At 71.4% G+C, this 18559-nt stretch carries 17 protein-coding genes; 4 read left to right on the forward strand and 13 right to left on the reverse strand.

The window, feature by feature from the left end; genetic code table 11:
* Nucleotides 1-13: 13 nt before the first annotated feature.
* From ACZ4A5_RS20120 to ACZ4A5_RS20170, 11 genes are all read right to left on the reverse strand, one after another.
* Entirely contained in the window at nt 14-1762 is a 1749-nt protein-coding gene (locus ACZ4A5_RS20120; RefSeq protein WP_467585513.1) for a thiamine pyrophosphate-binding protein, read from the reverse strand.
* Nucleotides 1759-2943, reverse strand: coding sequence for an enolase C-terminal domain-like protein (locus ACZ4A5_RS20125; RefSeq protein WP_467585516.1), 1185 nt, complete (start codon nt 2941-2943; stop codon nt 1759-1761). Before ACZ4A5_RS20125 ends, ACZ4A5_RS20120 begins: the two co-directional genes overlap by 4 nt.
* Nucleotides 2936-3814 carry an alpha/beta hydrolase gene (locus tag ACZ4A5_RS20130; RefSeq protein WP_467585519.1) on the reverse strand — a complete coding sequence of 293 codons (879 nt, stop codon included), beginning with the start codon at nt 3812-3814 and terminating at the stop codon, nt 2936-2938. Before ACZ4A5_RS20130 ends, ACZ4A5_RS20125 begins: the two co-directional genes overlap by 8 nt.
* 18 nt (nt 3815-3832) lie before the next feature.
* A complete protein-coding gene (locus ACZ4A5_RS20135; protein ID WP_467585522.1) occupies nt 3833-5497 on the reverse strand; it encodes a GH3 family acyl-acid amido synthetase in 1665 nt (554 codons plus the stop codon).
* A gap of 200 nt (nt 5498-5697) precedes the next feature.
* Complete coding sequence (locus ACZ4A5_RS20140; RefSeq protein ID WP_467585622.1) at nt 5698-6687, reverse strand: aldo/keto reductase; 990 nt, start codon at nt 6685-6687, stop codon at nt 5698-5700.
* A 184-nt stretch (nt 6688-6871) separates the two neighbouring features.
* A complete protein-coding gene (locus ACZ4A5_RS20145; protein WP_467585525.1) occupies nt 6872-7054 on the reverse strand; it encodes a hypothetical protein in 183 nt (60 codons plus the stop codon).
* A complete protein-coding gene (locus tag ACZ4A5_RS20150; protein ID WP_467585528.1) occupies nt 7051-7770 on the reverse strand; it encodes an OvmZ protein in 720 nt (239 codons plus the stop codon). Before ACZ4A5_RS20150 ends, ACZ4A5_RS20145 begins: the two co-directional genes overlap by 4 nt.
* A 217-nt stretch (nt 7771-7987) precedes the next feature.
* Nucleotides 7988-8605 carry a TetR family transcriptional regulator gene (locus ACZ4A5_RS20155; RefSeq protein ID WP_467585532.1) on the reverse strand — a complete coding sequence of 206 codons (618 nt, stop codon included), beginning with the start codon at nt 8603-8605 and terminating at the stop codon, nt 7988-7990.
* A gap of 602 nt (nt 8606-9207) precedes the next feature.
* Nucleotides 9208-9885, reverse strand: a complete 678-nt coding sequence (locus ACZ4A5_RS20160; protein WP_467585536.1) for an HAD-IB family hydrolase — start codon at nt 9883-9885, stop codon at nt 9208-9210.
* Nucleotides 9882-11030, reverse strand: coding sequence for an acyl-CoA dehydrogenase family protein (locus tag ACZ4A5_RS20165; protein WP_467585538.1), 1149 nt, complete (start codon nt 11028-11030; stop codon nt 9882-9884). Before ACZ4A5_RS20165 ends, ACZ4A5_RS20160 begins: the two co-directional genes overlap by 4 nt.
* Nucleotides 11024-12106 (reverse strand): ScbA/BarX family gamma-butyrolactone biosynthesis protein, encoded by a 1083-nt coding sequence (locus ACZ4A5_RS20170; RefSeq protein WP_467585541.1) that lies wholly within the window; start codon nt 12104-12106, stop codon nt 11024-11026. Before ACZ4A5_RS20170 ends, ACZ4A5_RS20165 begins: the two co-directional genes overlap by 7 nt.
* A gap of 195 nt (nt 12107-12301) precedes the next feature.
* Here ACZ4A5_RS20170 and ACZ4A5_RS20175 point away from each other — a divergent pair, with 195 nt between their 5' ends.
* Entirely contained in the window at nt 12302-12928 is a 627-nt protein-coding gene (locus tag ACZ4A5_RS20175) for a ScbR family autoregulator-binding transcription factor (protein ID WP_398870898.1), read from the forward strand.
* A 494-nt stretch (nt 12929-13422) separates the two neighbouring features.
* Here the strand turns inward: ACZ4A5_RS20175 and ACZ4A5_RS20180 are convergent, their stop codons facing one another.
* Complete coding sequence (locus ACZ4A5_RS20180; protein ID WP_467585544.1) at nt 13423-14115, reverse strand: alpha/beta hydrolase family protein; 693 nt, start codon at nt 14113-14115, stop codon at nt 13423-13425.
* A gap of 91 nt (nt 14116-14206) precedes the next feature.
* Between ACZ4A5_RS20180 and ACZ4A5_RS20185 the strand changes: the two genes are divergently transcribed.
* Nucleotides 14207-14830 (forward strand): LysE family translocator, encoded by a 624-nt coding sequence (locus ACZ4A5_RS20185; protein ID WP_467585550.1) that lies wholly within the window; start codon nt 14207-14209, stop codon nt 14828-14830.
* Nucleotides 14831-14893: 63 nt separating this feature from the next.
* Here the strand turns inward: ACZ4A5_RS20185 and ACZ4A5_RS20190 are convergent, their stop codons facing one another.
* A complete protein-coding gene (locus ACZ4A5_RS20190) occupies nt 14894-15847 on the reverse strand; it encodes an aromatase/cyclase (protein ID WP_467585555.1) in 954 nt (317 codons plus the stop codon).
* Between the two features lie 225 nt (nt 15848-16072).
* Here ACZ4A5_RS20190 and ACZ4A5_RS20195 point away from each other — a divergent pair, with 225 nt between their 5' ends.
* Nucleotides 16073-17338 (forward strand): beta-ketoacyl-[acyl-carrier-protein] synthase family protein, encoded by a 1266-nt coding sequence (locus ACZ4A5_RS20195; protein ID WP_467585560.1) that lies wholly within the window; start codon nt 16073-16075, stop codon nt 17336-17338.
* Entirely contained in the window at nt 17335-18558 is a 1224-nt protein-coding gene (locus ACZ4A5_RS20200; RefSeq protein WP_467585563.1) for a ketosynthase chain-length factor, read from the forward strand. The genes ACZ4A5_RS20195 and ACZ4A5_RS20200 overlap by 4 nt, the downstream gene beginning before the upstream one ends.
* Nucleotide 18559: the final 1 nt, after the last annotated feature.

The following is an 18559-nucleotide window of genomic DNA, read 5'->3' on the forward strand; positions in this document are numbered from 1 at the left end:
GACGAGCCGCCGCTCACTCCATGAGGATCTCCACGAGCGCCGGCCTGCCGTTGGCCTTGATGAACTCGACGGCCTCACGGACGGCCGGCGCGACGTCGGCGATCGACTCGACCCGCGGCAGCGCGTGGATGTTGTACGACCGCGCCAGCGTCACGAAGTCCACCGGGTTGTCGTAGAAGCTCGTCGCGATGTGCGCGCGGTCGATGTCGCGGTCGCGGTTGCCCGCGATCCGCTGGGCGTGCTGCGTCGAGTTCAGGTACAGGCGGTTGTTCATGACGATCGTCAACAGCGGGACCTCGTACGCGGAGAGCGTCCACAGGGCGCTGGGGGTGTAGAGGAAGTCGCCGTCGGACTGGAGGTCGATGACGATCTGCCCGTCGTCCTTGTGGGCGAGGGCGGCACCGACCGACGCGCCGAGGCCGTAGCCGAGGCCGCCGCCGCCGTTGAGGCCGAGGTAGCTCTGCGGGCGCTCCAGCGGCCACAGCTTCTTGACCCAGCCGTCGATGGTGAGGCTGCCGGTGTTGGCCAGCACCCAGGTCTCGTCGCGGACCGCGCGGTGGATCTCGTCCACGGCGGCCGCCACATGGATGACCGCGTTGCCCTTGGCCTCCTCGGCCTGGGCGGCCCACTCGGTGTGGGCGCGCACATGCGCGGCGGAGATCTGCTTGATCCGCTCGTCCCGCCGGGCGGTGAAGGCCGGGGTGGCGAAGGCGGCGTCCTCGACGCGCTCGCGCAGGGCGGTGACGCTGCCGAACGCGTCGGCGGCGACGGCCTGGTCGACCGGCACGAACTGCTGGTAGTCCGCCGCCCACTTGCTGGTCAGCAGGTCGTTGGCGCCGATGGTGACGACGTGCGCGCCGTTCGCCGGCTTCCCGTGGTCGTCGAGCTCCAGGAACGAGCCGAGCGCGCCGGCGAGATCCTGCACCTCCAGGGCGAGCACCAGATCCGCGTCCTTGAGGAAGGCGGCGTCCGCTCCGGAGAGGTTGAGCTCATGGGTGCTGGGGAAATTCAGCCGGTTGCCGCGGTCGACCACGGCCAGGCCGAGGGACTCGGCGAGCGCGGTCAGCGGGGCGACCGTGCGCGGGTCCTGCCCGGAGAAGTCCGTGATCAGCACGGGCAGTTCGGCGTCCCGCAGCCGCGCCGCGAGGCCGTCGGCCGCCAGGGCGTCCAGCGGCGGCAGCTCCGTCGCCGCCGCGGCCGACTTCGGCAGCAGCCGTACGTCGTCCTGGAGCGGCTGCTCCTGGATGTCGAAGTCCAGCGCCACGAAGACCGGGGCCCGCATCGGCGTGTTCATCAGCTTGAAGCCGCGGTAGAGCGACTCGACCGTGGCGCGCTGGCTGGTCGGCTGGTCGCACCACTTCACATAGTCCTTGACCACGGACTCGATGTTCTGCGAGGTGTGGATCCAGTCGATCCACGGCCGCCGCTTGCCCGCGTCCAGGGGGCCGTTGCCGCCCAGGACGAACAGCGGCACCCGGTCGCACCAGGCGTTGAAGATGGCCATCGAGGCGTGCAGCAGACCGACGTTGGCGTGCACGAGGACGCCCATGTGCCGGTTGCTCGCCTTGTGGTAGCCGTGGGCGATCGCGACCGCGATCTCCTCGTGGCAGGCCATGACGATCTCCGGGGCGATCTCCGCGTTGTCCTCGTGGACGAGCGAGTCGTGGACGCCGCGGAAGGACGCCCCGGGGTTGAAGGTCACGTAGTCGATGTCCTGCTGGCGCAGGAACTCGACGATCACGTCGGAGAAGTACTTGCTCATGCCTCGGCCTTCGTCGCAGCCACCAGGGGCTGCCATCGGTCGGTGTCCCCGGCGTAGCCGAGCACTGCCCACTCATGGGCGCTGTCGTCGAGAGCCATCCCGAACCCGGCGCCGCCGGCGGGCGAGAGGGTGTTGGCCGCGCGGTCCACCACCGGCGCCGGGGTGACGATCATCCGCTCGAAGAAGCGGTCCGACTGGCCCGCCTCCACGGTGATCGCGTCCCGGTGCCGGAAGGCGAGCTGCCGGCCCGCGGCGATCAGCGGCCCGGTCTCGGCGACCTGGACGCCGATCTGGAAGGCGATGCCGTGCTGCCGCGCGAGGTCGATGATCTCCACCGAGTTCAGCAGGCCGCCGCACTTGGCGACGCGGATGTTGAACGCGTCCGCCGCGCCGGTGCGCACCGCCGTGCGGGCGTCCTCCAGGGAGCACAGCGACTCGTCCAGCATGATCTCCACGCCGGTGGCGAGCCGCAGGTCGCGAAGCTCCGTCCACGCGCCTTTGCGCAGCGGTTCCTCGATCAGCGTCGCGCCGCAGCCGGCGAGCAGCTTGATGTGGTGGAGCGCGTCGTCGTAGGACCAGCTCATATTGGCGTCGACCATCACCGGGACGTCGGGGCCCAGCGCCTCGCGCAGCGCGGTGACGGTCCGGGCGTCGCGCTCGATGTCGTCGGACGCCTTCACCTTCACGAAGTGGAACGGGCCGCGGGTCGCCAGGAACTCCTCCACCCCGATGCCCAGGTCGATCACCTGGGACACGGGCAGCGGACCCCCGGCGGCCCGGCCGGGCCCGGCGGGGCGGATCATCTCGCCCACGCCGAGCCCGAGCCGGTGGCCCAGGAGATCGAGCACCGCGGTCTCCAGCAGACAGATCAGGTTGTTCCCGCCGGAGATCCCGAAGGTCCGCGCGAAGCCGTCCCGCCGCAGCAGGCCGAGGAGTTCGGCGCTGTCCTGCGTGCGCAGCCGCTCCAGCAGGCGCCGCACGGGCACCCGCTGGAGCTCCGCCCGCACGCTCTCGACGGTCTCACCGGTGACGTACGGGCGCGGGGCGCACTCGCCGAGCCCCTCCACTCCGCCGGCCGACAGCCGCAGGACGAGGCTGTCGGACCGGCGGCGGCGCGCCGCGGGGTGGTCGAAGCCCACCCGCATCGGCAGCGCCACGTGGTAGAGCCGTGCCTCATCCATGGTGGTCCAGGCCCGGGATCAGGGTGAAGGTGGACGACCAGTTGACGAGGCTGGTGCGGGCCTCGGTGTAGTGCAGGTAGTGCTGGTGGGTGGGGAACTTGATGATCCCGCCGCGCCCGCCCGTCATCTCGATGAACGTCTTGTGGGCGTCGTCGAGGTCGACGATCGGGTCGGTCAGCCCGGAGACGTAGCCCACCGGCACCGGCGGCAGCTCGCGGGCCGGGTCCATATAGAGCTTCTCCAGGCCGAGGAGCGTGGCGCGGGAGCGTCTGGTGAGCTGCCGGACGGCGAGGTCGTCGTTGTCTATGTAGTGCTGGTACTTCACGTTGTCGGTGAAGTCGGAGGACTTCAGCCCCGCGTCCCACAGCTCCGTGCTCGTCTCCTTCGCCAGCGCCTCGCGCTCCTCCTCGGAGAGGGTGGCGTGCAGCTTGCCGAGCCAGGTCGAGCAGAAGACCGCGGAGTCGTAGCGGATGTCGAAGTCCTGATGGTGCATCAGGGCCGCGAGGAAGGAGCCGCCCAGGCAGTGCCCGAAGAGCTGGAGGGGCACCTCCTCGCCGATGATGCAGCGCACCGTGGCGAGGGCCGCGGCGTAGTCGCCGAGCACGGTCCCGACGTCCGGGATGTCGTTGCGCTCGCCCTCGCTGATGCCGCTGCCACGGCGGTCGAGGACGAAGAGCGCGATGTCGTTGTTCGCGTACTGCGGGCCCACCTCCCACAACCAGCCCGCATGACTCTGCAGGCCGTGGAAATAGAAGATCGCGCCCTTGAGGTTCTTCGGCCGCCACAGGTGCAGCGCGAGGTCGGCGCCGTCGCGGCGCACGTGGATGATCTCCTTGCGGGTGTTCTGCGGCGGGCGCTTCAGCTCCAGCATGTGTGCCTCTCCCCGGGGTCAGTCGCCGACGATGTCGGCCACGAAGTCGATGTCCTGCTGAAACGGCTTGTACTTGTACTGGGTCGCGTTGCCGGCGGCCCGGCGGCTCTCGACGTACGCGTTGATCGCGTCGTGCGGCACGGTGATGACCTCGATGGGCCGCAGCCGGCCGCTGTCGCGCTTGGACGCGTACTCGATGTTGATCGTGCTGAGCTCCTGGTCGATCCGCTCCGACAGCGCGGCGTCGATGCCCTTGTCGCTGCCGTGGCTCTCGACGAGGGCGACGTAGTGCGGTGGCTCGCCCCACTTGGGGCCGCACATGTACAGCCCCATGTCGAGGCCGAGGGCCTCGACGCCCTGCTGGAGGGCCTGCGTCACCTGGGCCTCGGTGATCTTCTCGCCGGTGAAGGAGTGGAAGACGCCGTCACGGCGGAGGAAGTGGATCCACGGCACGCTGCCGTCGATCCGGTCCACGTGGTAGATGTCGCCGGTCCACAGCCGGTAGAGGCCGTTGCCCTGCGACATGATCAGGTGGTAGTCCTCACCCGCCTCGACCTCGTCGAACAGCAGCGTCTCGACGGCCTCGCCGCGCTCCACCAGCTCACCGAGCGGCACGCTCGCCGGGACGAACTCGTAGAACGCCTGGTTGATCGCGAGCGGCTGGCTGAGCGGGGTGTCGTCCACCGGGATGGTGGTGACGCCCTCGGTGCCGCAGCTCATGAAGGGCAGCTTGGCGACGCCGGGGAAGACCGCGTCGAGCTTGCTCTGGTAGAGCCGGGCGGAGGCCGAGAGCCAGCAGCTGTAGAGCGTCAGCGAGGGCCAGACGTCCTTGAGGCTGAAGCCGGGCTTCGCCAGCACCGCTTCGAGGTGATCGGCGGCGGCGACGTCGGGCTCGCCCCACGGCTCGCCCTCCACCGTGCCCTCGCGCAGGTCGCGCACCAGGCTCTTGCCGTGCACCTCGATGAGGTCGCGCAGCGAGATCAGGGTGCTCGGGTTGATCGACGAGATGTAGTGCAGGTTCTTGCCGAGGAGGTGGCGGATGCGGTGGTACATCCGGCCCTCGTGCGTCGTCGGCGTGTCCGGGCCGAACCACGGCGCCTCGTACCACGGCGGGTTCCAGTCCCGGGTGTTGATCTGAGGGTGCCGGTTGCTGACGGCCTGGTGCTCCACGCCGTGCACGAAGTCGCTGACGTCCTCGCGGACCGTCTGCGTGTCGAGCGTGGCGTAGGGGTGCGCCAGCAGCTCGGGGTGGTGCTCCAGATAGGTGCCCCACATCGCCTTCATCGCCGGGATGCGGTAGGTCAGCAGCCAGTGCAGCGTGTAGGGGACGCGCTTCGGGGTGCCGGTCGTGCCGCTGGTCTTGAGCCAGCGCAGCACCGGGCTGCAGGTGAGGGTGCCGCCCTTGGTGCGGGTCTCGCGCTCGATGACCTCGGCGAAGTCGTCGTAGCGCATGATCGGCACCGACCTGCGGAAGGAGGTCGCGTCCTTCGCCAGGACGTCGTAACCCCGCTCCTTCCAGTGCAGCGAGGCCGCGCTGACACCGATGATGTCGTCGAGCACGCGCTCCTGCGCCACCTGGGGGTTCTTGAGGTCCGCGAGCAGCTGCTCATGGGCCAGCCGGCACTCCTCGATGAAGCGGCCCCGGCGCGCCTTCCAGTGTTTCTGCCAATCCGATATGGACATGTCCACTTCTCTCCGCATGGGTTCGACTGGGTGAGGGAGGGTGAATCAGGGGTCCTGCCGTCGCGGCGGCCGGGCAGGGAAAGGCCGAGCACCGGCGGTGGGGGGCCGCCGGTGCTCGGGGGTACGGGGTGGACCGCTGCATCCGGGCCGCGCGGCGCGAGTACGGCCGCGGGGGCCGCGCCGTCGGGGCGCCGGGCCGGTCAGCGGTCGATGAAGGCCATCATCCGCTCGTTGTAGCGGGGGCCGGCCACCTGCGAGGAGGCGACGGCGTCCTCGATCTCGCGGAGCAGCTCCGCGTCGAGCCGGACGCCGGCCGCGGCGAGGTTCTGCTCCAGGTAGGTGCGGCGCTTGGTGCCCGGGATGGGCACGATGTCGTCGCCCTGGTGCAGCACCCACGCGATGGCCAGCTGCGCGGGGGTGAGCTCGTGGCGGGAGGCCAGGTCCTTGATCTTCGCGGCGATCGCCATGTTGTGGTCGTAGTTCTCGCCCTGGAGCCGCGGGTCGTGGCTGCGGAAGTCGTCCTCGGGGTAGTTCTCGGCGCGGTCCACGCTTCCGGTGAGGAAGCCGCGGCCGAGCGGACAGAACCCGACGAGGCCGATGCCCTCGGCGCGGAGCAGCGGCAGCACGCCGTCCTCCAGATTGCGCTCCCAGACCGAGTACTCGCTCTGGATCACGGACAGCGGGTGCACGGCGTGGGCGCGGCGGATGGTGTTCTCACCGGCCTCGCACAGGCCCAGATAGCGGACCTTGCCCTGCGCGACCAGCTCCGCCATCGTGCCGACGACGTCCTCGATCGGGACGCCGGGGTCGACGCGGTGCTGGTAGAGGACGTCGATGTGGTCCGTCCGGAGCCGGCGCAGCGATGCCTCGACGACCTCCACTATGTGCTCCGGGCGGCTGTTCACCGGGGCGGTGGAGCCGTCCTTCATCTTCATCGGGAAGCCGAACTTGGTGGCGATGACGACCTGGTCGCGCTTGCCCACGAGGGCCTTGCCGAGCAGCTCCTCGTTGTCGAAGGGGCCGTATGCCTCGGCGGTGTCCAGCATGGTGACGCCGAGCTCCAGGGCCCGGTGGATCGTGGCGATCGACTCCTTGTCGTCGGTGGCGCCGTACCACTGGCTCATGCCCATGCAGCCGAGACCGATCTGCGCGACCTCGAGGCCCTGGCTGCCGAGCTTGCGGTGTTCCAGCAACGTGCTTCTCCGTTCGAGAGGTTGTTCTCCGGGTGGCGGTGCGTGCCGATGACGTGCGTGCCGATGACGTGCGCGGGGTGGGGGTGCGTACGTGTACGGGGGAGGGCCCCGGTGCCGTCGGGGGAGTGCGGCACCGGGGCCGGGCGGGACCGGCCGGCACGGGGGAGGGCCGGCCGGAGTGTCAGGGGCGCGATCCGCGTACCAGCTCGGCGAGTTCGTCGAGGTCGTACGTGGCGCGCCGGGCGGTGCCGTAGCGGGTGATGCGCCCGCGGTGGGCCCACTGGCGGATGGTGCCCTCGGTGACCCCGAGGGCGAGGGCGGCGACACTGGTGGGGACGCGCCGGGCGCGCTCCGCGGGGGTCATACCGCCGCCACCTCCTTGCGGAGGCCGCCCAGCCGGAGCCACATGCTGGGGGGAAGCGTGTGGCCGGCGGAGCAGACCAGGCCGCGCAGTGCCGCCTTGCTGCTGCCGATCGAGGAGATCGACACCGTGCCGTGGCAGCCCGCCTCGGGGCAGTCGCCGACGGGGGTCGGCTCCACGGGGGCGGGGTCGATCACCCGGCGCATGGTGCCGACGAGCAGCATGATCTCGTCGGCCGCCTCGCCGGCGGCCGGGTGGGCCGCCAGCCAGGCGAGCTGCTCGCGCAGGAACGCGGCCAGCGCCGGGACGGTGCGTGCGGGGGGTGTGGTCAGGGACCGCTCGTCGACGACGAGTTCGGCCCAGGCGACCAGGGTGCACAGGGCGCGGTCGCGGACGCTCGCGGTGTGCGGGTCGATCGGCAGGCGGAGCGTGCGGCTTCCGGAGACGCGTGGTGACATCCAGGCCCGGCCCGGCCCGCCCAGCTCGTGGTCGCTCTCGGCGTAGAGGCCGGGGAGCTCGGCGAGCTGGTCGGCCAGGCGCTCCCGGCAGGGCCCGCAGAGGCGGGAACCCGTGCCGGTGCGCCGGGTGCGGGGGCGGGGGTCGTCGTGGTCCCGGCGGCACCGGGGCGATGCGCACAGGGGGGCGGCGAAGGTGTCCGGGTCCGTGGACGCCTGGGCCGGCCGGGATTCCCGTGCGACGGGGGCCTGTGGGTTGGTCACCAGTCCCATCTCCTGTTCATCCACTGTTAAATACCCTCCCGAAGGAATGTTTTCAGCTTGTGGGTATCCGCTGGGGAGAGTCAAGGGAATTGAGCGAAGGACGCGTTCAACGTCGGGGTCCAGAAGACACAGTGGCTCGCGAAGAAGCGTGACACATGTGCCGCCTGCTGCGCAACCCTCGATTTCCGAGTGTGTGCTGATGGTGCGTCATTGCCGGTCACGGCGCCTCTCCCCAGGCACCCAGGGCGAGTTGGGGGTGCGGGCTGAGCAGGTCCAGGAGCATCGCCCAGTCCTCCTCCAGCGGCGAGAGGCGCTCGTCGAGCGCCGGGGCGCCGGGTGCGTAGGGCGCGCCCCAGGCGACCGCCAGGAGCAGCCGCACGATGCGGTCCGGGGTGTACGACGCGAGGATCGCCCCCTCCTCCTGGCCGCGGCGCGCGAGTGCCGCCAGACAGTCCCTTATCTCCGCCAGCGTCCTGGCGCCCCGGTCCGAGGTGAGCCCCCCATCCGCCAGCAACCGCAGCGCCGCCCGCATCCGCACATCCGACTCCAGCCTCCTGGCCAGGCTCAACGCCGCCGCCAACAGCGTTGCCGGCGCGGGCCGGTCGAGGTCCCCCCACGCCCTGCGGATGTCGTCCCACGCGTCCGCGAAGTGCTGGAGCAGCGCGTGCGCCAGGTCCTCCTTGGACGGGAAGTGGGCGTAGAGGGCGCCCTTCGTCATGCCGATGCGGGTGGCGACCGTCTGCAGGGCGGTGTTGGCGTAGCCGCGCAGGGCGAACTCCTCGGCAGCGGCGTTGAGTACATGTTCCCTGGTCCGGCGGGCGCGTTCCTGGATCACCGGGTCCTCCGTTTCTCTTCGTGGCCCCCGTGGCTGCCCAAAAGATACCCCCTGGAAGGAATGTTTTATCCTCCCCAAATGCGGAACGGGCTGGATCTTGGGGGATCCAGCCCTTAGGGGTGCGTATTCGTTTGTGGGTGCGGGTTGTTTGTGGTTGCGGTTCGGGTGGCCTCAAGCGCCGGCCGGGCTTGGGTGTGGGGTTCGCCGTTGTCTGGTGCGGGTTGCTTGCGCCTTGCGGTGGGGTGGCCTCAATCGCCGGCCGGGCTTTGGTTGTGGTGGGTGCCGGGGGTGGGTCTTCCGGGCTGAGGACCTGGAACGCGGTGCGCTGCGGGTCTCCCGCATTGAGCACCCTGAAAACGCACCGCGTTCCAGAACCCCACCCTCCAGCCCCACCCCCTCCCACCGGAGAGCACGTGCGGGACGTGTCCGCTTCAGGGTTCGTATTTCAGCCCGTTGGGGCACCTCTGGGGGCGCCCCCGGACGGAGTCTGGGGGAGGTAGCTGGGGGAGTTTGAGGACGCGGCCGCAGGACGCTCCCGCCGCAGGCGGCGAACCGGCCCGCAGCCGGAAGGCGCAAGCGCCGCAGGCCAGCCGGCACGCACACTAAAGAGGCGTCAGCAAATCCAGCGGGCCCGACTCCGACGGAAGACGCAACCAGCCTTCGCTCAGAGCCAGTTCCGTCAGGGCGGGGTCCGTGCCCACCATCGCCGCCGTGCCTACCGCGCGGAGCAACGGGAGATCGCTCGTGTGGTCGCCATAGGCGAAGCAGTCCGCGGGGGACACGGAAGCGGACGCCATGAGCACCGCCGCCGCCTCCCCCTTCGCCTCGCCGATCATGGGGCGGACGATCTCGCCCGTGAGGACGCCGGAGTCGTCGACGCGCTGTGACGCGCACAGGACGCGGTCCGCGCCCAGGTCCGCGGCGAGCGGGGCCAGGACGGGCCAGAGGGAGCCGGAGACGAGCACGATCATGTGGCCCAGGGCCCGGTGCCGTCGCAGGGCGGTGACGGCGGGGACGACGAAGGCGTGCGGGTCCGTGCGGAAGGAGGCGTACCACTCGCGGCCCGCCGTCTGGAGCTCGTGGGCCGGTACGCCCGCGAAGCGGCGGTAGTAGGCCCGGTTCAGCTCGCTCCGGTCCTTGCCCGTGAGGGCCGTCGCCTTCAGGTCACAGGTCTCCCCCGGGGGGTGGAGGGCGTCCCACCAGTCGCGGAAGAGCAGCATGCTCTTGCCGTTCAGCAGCGTCTCGTCGACGTCGAAAAAGGCCACCGGCCGTACGGTCATGACCCGTTGGCCTCCTTGTCGGTATCGGGGAAGGCCGCGTCGGCGTAGGCCGCGGCGGCCGTGTCGAAGTCCAGCGTCGCGTGCGCGGCCGCGGCGGTGGCGTCGCGCCATTTCTGTTGCAGGGGGTTGCCGTCGGCGAGCGCTCCCGCGCCGGCGCAGTGGAAGAGGCGGTCCACCACCTCCGAGCACAGGGCGGCGGCCATGGCCGCGTCGCGCCTGCACTCGGCGACCACCTCGGGTGTCACCACCGCGCCGTCCGCGCGGTGGGCCACGTCCGTCAGCAGCAGCCGGGCGGCCTTGAGCTTCGCCGAGGACTCGGCGACGAGGTGCCGGGCCGCCGGGGTGAGGGCCGCGGCCCGCCCGTCGGCCCGCTTGCGGCCCGCCGTCACGGCCGTCCACAGGCTGTGGGCGGACTGCGCCGCGCCCAGCAGCGGCGCGGCGAACTGGAGCGCCGCCACCATCGGGAACGGCACGGTGTGACACCGCGCCCCGCCCGGCCGGGGGATCAGCAACTCGCCCAGGGTGAAGGTCCGGTGGCCCGGTACGGACAGCGCGTCCGCCGTGACCGTGTTGCTGCCCGTGCCGCGCAGCCCGAGCGGCCGCCAGGTGTCGAGGACGGTCACCTCGGCCCGTGGCACGGCGAAGATCCGGTGCTCGCGCCCCGCCGGGCCCTCGGTCCAGCTGGCCAGCAGGACCCAGTCCGCGTGGTCGACGCCGCTGGCGTAGGCCCAGCGCCCGGTCAGCGACCAGCCGTCCGGGCCGGGTGTCGCCTCGCCCTGAGGCGGGATGACCGACGCGGCGATCCGTACGTCAGGACCGGCGCCCCACACGTCCCGCTGCCCCTGCTCGGGGAGGTAGGAGGCGAGGCGGCCGTGGCCCGCGTAGAGCGCGGCGCACCACGCGGTCGAGGCGCAGGCGCCGGCGACCGAGGCGGTCGCGGTGAGGAACTCGCCGAAGGTGCCCTCGTGGCCGCCCCAGCGGCGCGGTACGAAGTGCCGGGCGAACCCGGCGTCGCGCACGGCGTCGGCCGTGGCGGAGGTCAAGTGGTGGTGCTGCTCGGCGAGGTGCGCGTCACGGCTCGCGGTCGCCCGCACCGCCGCCGGGTCGAGCCCGGTGGACGCGGCGGGCGCGGTGGGCGTCAGCACGTGACGGCCTCCCAGTCCGCGAGGAGCGTCCAGGAGGGCGCGGCGCCGATGAAGCGGGCGCTCGTCAGCGTCCGGTCGCCCTGCACCGCGCTGACCTCGAACCCGGCGCGCGAGGGGCCCGGTTCCCGCACGGGGCGGACGACGATGTCGATCGGGTGGTCGAGCTCGCCGAAGCAGCTGAACTGGGCCTCCAGCGACGACACCATCCACGGCGCCAGCCGCGACACCGCGCCGTACTCCCGTACGTACGAGGCGTGGGCCGCCTGGTTCAGCGCCTCCAGCAGCACCATGCCCGGGACGTGGTCGGAGTCGTGGTCGAAGTGGACCGGGTGGGTGCGGTCCATGCGCAGCCGCCAGGTGCCTTCGGGGGCGCCCGGCGCCTGGGCGAGCAGCACGTCCCGCTCCTGGCGGCGGCCGACGGCGCCGGGGCGGAGGAGGAAGGTGCCCGCCGCGGGGTCGTCCGTCGCGCACGCCGCGTCGAGCGTGGGGCGGTTGCGCGTGCGCAGCGCCTCGTACGCCTCCTGGGGGAGCACGGCCCAGCGGAAGTCGGCCCGGCCGTACCAACGGCCGTGTATGTAAAGGGAGACCGACAGCTGCATGCTGAAGCGGTTCGGCCGGGTGGACGTCCGTACGCAGGTGACGTCGAGGACCACGGGCAGGGCGGCGCCCTCGTCGAACGGCAGGCCCCGGGGGACGATGTCCGCGCTGAGGTGGCTGAGCACGAAGTGCCGGCCCTCGGTGGGAATGCCGTAGAACATGTGCGAGAGATAGATGGCCGACTGCCGCATGGACTCGATCAGCAGCGTCGGGTCGCCGGCCCCGGACGGGCCCGGGAGGTAGAGCAGGTGGTCGGGGGACCAGGAGGCCGCCACGAGGAAGTGGTCGTCGCCCACCTGTTCCGCGTCGGTGAGCAGTACCTGGCTGTCGGCGGCCTTGTGGACCAGACGGCGCTCGACGGTGGGAGCGAATCTGAGCCGACGGGTGCTGCCGAGAGCGTTGTTGACGATCTCCGTCGCGTCTACGGCGGTGGTGGCCGGGCGCGGTTCGGCAGCGGAAGCGGTGTGAACAGCCTGCACGATTGGACTCCCCCCCTGTGGAGCGCCGACGGGTCTGGCCTCGTCGGTGCGTGCTCCGGGTACGACACTCAGTGCTTGTGCTTGATGAATCAGAAAATATACCTGCGGGAAGGTATATTGCAAGGGAGAGGTTCGGGAGTCGTCGACCGGTCCCCCGGCCGCCTCTCTCCGCCGCTCCGATCGACAGGAGAAGAAGTGACCACCAGGCAGCGCAAGACCCCCGTCCGTGCCACTGCCGACCTCAAGCAGGACCGGGCGATCCGCACCAGGGCGCAGACCCTTCACGTGGCTGCCCAGCTCTTCGCCGAACAGGGCTTCCGGGCCACGTCGATGCAGCACGTCGCCGAGCGGCTCGGGATGACGAAGGGGGCCGTCTACTTCCACTTCCCGACGAAGGAGTCGCTCGCGGTCGCCATCGTCGAGGAGCATTACGGGCGTTGGCCCATGGTGGTGAAGGAGGTGCAGGCGGAGGGCCTTAGTCCGATGCGGACCGCCGAGGAGATCCTCAATCGCGCGGCCGTCGCCTTCCGCGACGACCCCGTCATGCAGGCGGGCGCCCGGCTCCAGCTCGAACGCCCGCACATCGACGCGGAGTTGCCCACTCCGTATCTGGAGTGGACCCAGCTTCTGACGTCCTTGCTGGTCACGGCGCGCTACAGCGGCGAACTTCGCCCTGGCATCGATCCTGAGGCGGGGGCTCGGGCGTTGGTGTCGGCGTTCTTCGGGATGCAGCACATCTCTGACGTGCTTGCTCATAGGGCGGACATTGTGGAGCGGTGGAATGAGGTCAGGGATCTGACGTTCTACGCGTTGCGGGCGTAGGGGGTCTGCGGCTCGCCGTTGTCTGGTGCGGGTTGCTTGCGCCTTGCGGTTCGGGTGGCCTCAAGCGCCGGCCGGGCTCGGGTGGTGAGGTTCGCCGTTGTCTGGTGCGGGTGCGTTGCCGCCTGCGGCGGGAGCGCCCTTCGGGCGCGGCCTCAAGCGCCGGCCGGGCTTGGGGTTGTGGTGGGTGCCGGGGGTGGGACTTCCGGGCTGAGGACCTGGAACGCGGTGCGCTGCGGGTCACGCGCGTTGAGCACCCTGAAATCGCACCGCGTTCCAGAACCCCACCCTCCAGCCCCACCCCCTCCCGCCGGAGGGTGACATCGGGTTGTGGGGGTGCGCCGGTCCTTCTTTTCAGCCCTCGGGTACGCCATTCTTTTCAGCCCGTCCGGCGTTTGAGGACGCGGCCGCAGGACGCTCCCGCCGCAGGCGGTGAACCGGCCCGCAGGTCGGGGGCCGGGGCGCGCGCCCCAGTGTGGGGAGGGCGGGGTGGTGAACTACCCCGCCACTGCCGCCGTGACGATCGCCTCGACCGTCGCCTCGCCGCCCCGGCGCGCCGCTTCCGTCCCGCTCCGGATCACCCGGCCCGCCCCCTCGTCGTACGCACCGAAGAGCACGCCCGCGTGGTCCGACGCCGGTTCCCACAGCCGTACCGGCCATCCGTGGGTGGACAGAGCGGACGCGAAGGCGCGGGAGTGGTCGGCGGCTACCGCGGTGTCGTTCGTGCCGTGCACCAAGTGGACGGGGACAGGGGGCGCGTCCGACAGGCCGGTCAGAGGGAGTTTTCCCGTCGTGCGGGCCGGGACGTCGTAGCGGCCCGCTACGCCGATCACCGCTATCGGGCGCGGGCCGGGGCCGGTCGCCAGGGCCACCGCCGCGCCCGCGCCCGCCGACCAGCCGGCTACCGCCAGGCATGCGGGGTCCGCGCCGTGGCGTGCCGCTTCCTGGTGTACGAACTCCAGGGAGTTCAGGAGGTGTTCGGGAGCGCTCCAGTCGGGGGTGAAGACCACCGCTCCGGCCGCCGCGACCGCCTCCGCGACCGGGTGCAGGACCTCCCGTTCGTCCGCGCCGATGCCGTGCCAGAACAGCACCGCCGGGAGCGGCGCCCGGCCGCCGTGGGCGGGGCGGTGCACGTCGACGGCCTTGCCGAGCGATGTGCGGGTGGTGGTGCGGGTCACTTCGGTTTCCACGGTCACGGACTCCATTTCGCGTGCGCCTCTTCGTAATCTTCTCGTGCACGCGCCCCGCGCACCGAGGGGCGGCACGGACACGGGGAGTTCCATGGTCAGCCTTCACGCGTTTCTCGGCATCGCGGCCGTCGAGCTGGGGATGGTGCTCACCCCCGGGCCGAACATGATGTATCTCGTCTCCCGGTCGGTGACCCAGGGGCGCCGGGCGGGGCTGGTCTCGCTGCTCGGGGTGGCGGCCGGGTTCTTCGTCTATCTGCTGGCGGCGGTCGCCGGGATCGCGACGCTCTTCGCGCTCGTGCCGGCTGTTTACACCACCGTGAAGCTCGCCGGTGCCGGCTATCTCGCCTATCTCGCGTGGAAGGCGCTGAAGCCGGGCGGCGTCTCGGCGTTCGACCCGCAGCCGCTGCCGCCGGACAGGCCGCTGAAGCTCTTCACGATGGGGCTGGTCACCAATCTGCTGAACCCCAAGATCGCGATTCTGTTCATCTCGGTGCTGCCGCAGTTCGTCGAGCCCGGCCATGGCTCCGTCGCCCTGCAGAGCCTGCTGCTGGGGCTGACCCTGATCAGCATCGCGATCACCGTCAACGGGCTCATCGCGATGTCCGCGGGGTCCATCGCCGGGTTCCTCAAGCGGCGGCCGCGCTGGCTGCGGACGCAGCGCTATTTCATGGGCACCATGCTCGCCGGCATCTCCCTGCGGGTCGCCACCGACTGAAGCGCGTACGTGGACAAAAGCCGCCTCCCTTCTTCAGGGAGGCGGCTCTGTCGTCCGTGGGGGTCAGCTCGCCGTGCGGCGGGCCTCCGTGTGGGCGGCGGCGTGGGCGAGCGTGGCCCGGCTGTTCGCGCCGAGGGCCTGGGTGATGTACGCGCGGGCGTCGGCCAGCGTGCTGTCCGGGCCCAACGCCTCCTTCAGCGCGGCCGGGTTGAGCACGACGGTGTGCCGGGCGGTGACGTGCGCGCCGAGCTCGTCCTCGCTGAAGGTCCAGCTGCCGCTGTGGCCGAAGAGCAGCGCCGGGGCGGCCGTCTGCTTGTAGACGATCCGCTCACCGGGGAAGCAGAGCCGGATCGACTCGGTGGTGTGCGCGGAGCCGTCCTTCGTCACGGTGTCCATGCGCAGCCGCTGGACGCCCGGCTCGGTCTCGGTGAGGTCCACCTTGCCGACGTGCGGCAGGATCTCGGGCCAGAGGTCGGCGCGGTCGATGAACTCGTACGCGTCCGCGGCCGCGCCCGGCATGTCGATGACGTCCTCGAAGGCGAAGACGATGTCGTCGACGGGGTGGCCGAGCTCGGCGATGCGCGCCAGGGCGGCGAGTTCCCTGGGGCTGTTGCGGTCCAGGCCCGCGTTGATCCACTCGATGGCGGCGGGTGCGTCGTCCACCGCCTGGAACTCGTGGACCAGGAGGACCTCCGTACGCCCGTCGGGCAGCTCCCGGAAGAGCCACTCGCCGCCCATGGACGCGATCGGCGGGCGGCTGTGGTCCTGGGCGAAGGTGACGCGCAGGGCGTCGGGGTCCAGCGTGCGGCGGGAGGTCCAGTCGCGCACCTCGTCGCCCACGACGGCCCACAGGCGGAAGCGCTCGGCCCGGTCGCCCTTCTCGATGTGCCGCACATGGACGCTCGGCCCGAAGACCGCGGGCCAGCGGGTGACGTCGGCGACCAGGTCGTACAGGACCCGGGCCGGTGCGGCGACGACGGCGGTGTGCTCGGTGCGGTGAACGCGCAGGCCCGGCATGAGGCGCCCCTTCCCCAGAGTGGAATTCACTGACGCCGCCGACTATGCGGACCCGTTCTGGAGCGCGCCTGGAGAACCGCTACCGCGGCCCGTAACTCCCGTGGCGCCGCCCCTTATCCCGCGTCCAGGTTCCCTCCAGATGGCCGCCGCAGCCTGATCAGGCCGAGCACGCGGAAGACGGGGAAAGGAACGGACCACAATGTTCTGCACATACGGAGGCCGGGGATGACCCGGCGTGTAGTGATCACCGGTATCGGTGTGCGGGCTCCCGGGGGCAACGGGACGGAGGCGTTCTGGGACCTGCTGACGGCGGGGCGCACCGCGACCCGCGACATCTCCTTCTTCGACGCCTCGCCGTTCCGCTCCCGCATCGCCGGCGAGGTGGACTTCGACGCGGTGGCCGAGGGGTTCAGCCCGCGGGAGATCCGCCGGATGGACCGCGCGACGCAGTTCGCCGTGGCCTGCGCCAAGGAGGCCCTGCTCGACAGCGGCCTGGAGACCGGCGGCCTCGACCCGCACCGGATCGGCGTCACCCTGGGCAGCGCGGTCGCCTCGGCGACCAGCCTGGAGAACGAGTATCTGGTGATGTCGGACGCGGGCAAGGAGTGGCTGGTCGACCCCGGTCACCTGTCGCCGCACATGTTCGACTACCACAGCCCCGGCATCATGCCGGCCGAGGTCGCCTGGGCCATGGGCGCCGAGGGCCCGGTGACGATGGTGTCCGACGGCTGCACCTCCGGCCTGGACTCCGTCGGTTACGCGGCGCGCCTGATCCGCGAGGGCACCGTCGACACCGTCGTGGCGGGTGCCGCGGACACGCCGATCTCGCCGATCGTCGTGGCCTGTTTCGACGCGATCAAGGCGACGACCTCGCGCAACGACGACCCGGCGCACGCTTCCCGGCCGTTCGACGGCAGCCGCAACGGCTTCGTTCTCGCCGAGGGCGCGGCGATGTTCGTGCTGGAGGAGTACGAGGCGGCCAGGGCCCGTGGGGCGCACATCTACGCGGAGATCGGCGGCTATGCGACGCGCTGCAACGCGTATCACATGACCGGTCTGAAGAAGGACGGCCGGGAGATGGCCGAGGCCATCCGGGTCGCGCTCGGCGAGGCCCGTCTGGACCGTACGGCGATCGACTACGTCAACGCGCACGGCTCCGGCACCAAGCAGAACGACCGGCACGAGACGGCCGCGTTCAAGCGCAGCCTCGGGCAGCACGCCTATGACGTGCCGGTCAGCTCGATCAAGTCGATGGTGGGCCACTCGCTCGGCGCGATCGGCTCTGTCGAGATCGCGGCGTCGCTGCTGGCGATCGAGCACGGGGTCATCCCGCCGACCGCGAACCTGCACACTCCCGATCCCGAATGCGACCTGGACTACGTGCCGTTGACCGCGCGCGAGCAGCGCGTGGACACCGTGCTGACGGTGGGCAGCGGCTTCGGCGGCTTCCAGAGCGCGATGGTCCTGCACCGCCCGGAGGTAGCGGCATGAGCCAGGCGACGGTCATCACCGGAATCTCGGTCGTGGCACCCAACGGACTGGGCGCCGAGGCGTACTGGAAGGCCCTCCTCGCGGGCGGGAACGGCATCGCCGAGATCTCCCGCTTCGACGCCTCCCGCTACGCCTCGAAGCTCGCCGGAGAGGTCCGCGGCTTCGACGCCAAGGAGCACCTGCCCGGCCGGCTGCTGCCGCAGACCGACGTCTCCACCCGCTACGGGCTGGTCGCGGCGGACTGGGCGCTCGCCGACGCGGGCGTGGACGCGGAGACCCTGACCGACTACGACAAGGGCGTCGTCACCTCCAACTCCCAGGGCGGGTTCGAGTTCACCCACCGCGAGTTCCAGAAGCTGTGGAGCCAGGGGCCGGAGTTCGTCAGCGTCTACGAGTCGTTCGCCTGGTTCTACGCGGTGAACACCGGCCAGATCTCCATCCGCAACACCATGCGCGGCCCCGGCGCCGCGCTCGTCGGCGAGCAGGCCGGCGGCCTGGACGCGCTCGGCCACGCGCGCCGCACGGTCCGCTCCGGCACCAAGCTGGTGCTGTCCGGCGGCATCGACTCGGCCTTCGACCCGTGGGGCTGGGCCGCGCAGCTGTCGAGCGGCCGGGTGAGCACGGTCGCCGACCCGCGCCGCGCCTTCCTGCCCTTCGACGCCGACGCCAGTGGCTATGTGCCGGGCGAGGGCGGCGCGATGCTGATCCTGGAGGACGCCGCCTCCGCCCGTGAGCGCGGCGCCGGGCAGATCTACGGCGAGCTCGCCGGCTACGCCTCGACGTTCGACCCGAAGCCCGGCTCCGGGCGGCCGTCCGGACTGCGCCGCGCGGCCGAACTCGCCCTGGCCGACGCGGGTCTCGCGGCCGGCGACATCGACGTCGTCTTCGCCGACGCCTCCGGCGTCCCGGAGCTCGACCGCGACGAGGCCGCCGCGATCCGCGGGATCTTCGGCGCGGGCGGCGTGCCCGTCACGGCCCCGAAGTCGCTCACGGGGCGCATGTACGCCGGCGGCGGCCCGGCGGACGTGGTCGCGGCCCTGCTGGCCTTCCGCGACCAGGTGATCCCGCACACCGCGCACGTCACCCGGGTGCCCGAGGAGTACGGCCTCGACGTGGTGCGGGACGCGCCGCGCGACGTGCCGGTCAAGGCGGCCCTGGTGCTCGCCCGCGGCCGCTGGGGCTTCAACTCCGCGGTCGTCGTGACCCGCCCCTCCTCCTGAT

This window comes from Streptomyces sp. NPDC025618 (assembly GCF_055558795.1).

Excerpts from the sequence above, each read along its gene's own strand:
- ACZ4A5_RS20125 (WP_467585516.1), bottom strand. The coding sequence starts at position 2,943 with ATGGATGAGGCACGGCTCTACCACGTGGCGCTGCCGATGCGGGTGGGC.
- ACZ4A5_RS20135 (WP_467585522.1), bottom strand. The coding sequence starts at position 5,497 with ATGTCCATATCGGATTGGCAGAAACACTGGAAGGCGCGCCGGGGCCGC.
- ACZ4A5_RS20185 (WP_467585550.1), top strand. The coding sequence starts at position 14,207 with ATGGTCAGCCTTCACGCGTTTCTCGGCATCGCGGCCGTCGAGCTGGGG.
- ACZ4A5_RS20195 (WP_467585560.1), top strand. The coding sequence starts at position 16,073 with ATGACCCGGCGTGTAGTGATCACCGGTATCGGTGTGCGGGCTCCCGGG.
- ACZ4A5_RS20120 (WP_467585513.1), bottom strand. The coding sequence starts at position 1,762 with ATGAGCAAGTACTTCTCCGACGTGATCGTCGAGTTCCTGCGCCAGCAG.
- ACZ4A5_RS20160 (WP_467585536.1), bottom strand. The coding sequence starts at position 9,885 with ATGACCGTACGGCCGGTGGCCTTTTTCGACGTCGACGAGACGCTGCTG.
- ACZ4A5_RS20190 (WP_467585555.1), bottom strand. The coding sequence starts at position 15,847 with ATGCCGGGCCTGCGCGTTCACCGCACCGAGCACACCGCCGTCGTCGCC.
- ACZ4A5_RS20130 (WP_467585519.1), bottom strand. The coding sequence starts at position 3,814 with ATGCTGGAGCTGAAGCGCCCGCCGCAGAACACCCGCAAGGAGATCATC.
- ACZ4A5_RS20200 (WP_467585563.1), top strand. The coding sequence starts at position 17,335 with ATGAGCCAGGCGACGGTCATCACCGGAATCTCGGTCGTGGCACCCAAC.
- ACZ4A5_RS20145 (WP_467585525.1), bottom strand. The coding sequence starts at position 7,054 with ATGACCCCCGCGGAGCGCGCCCGGCGCGTCCCCACCAGTGTCGCCGCC.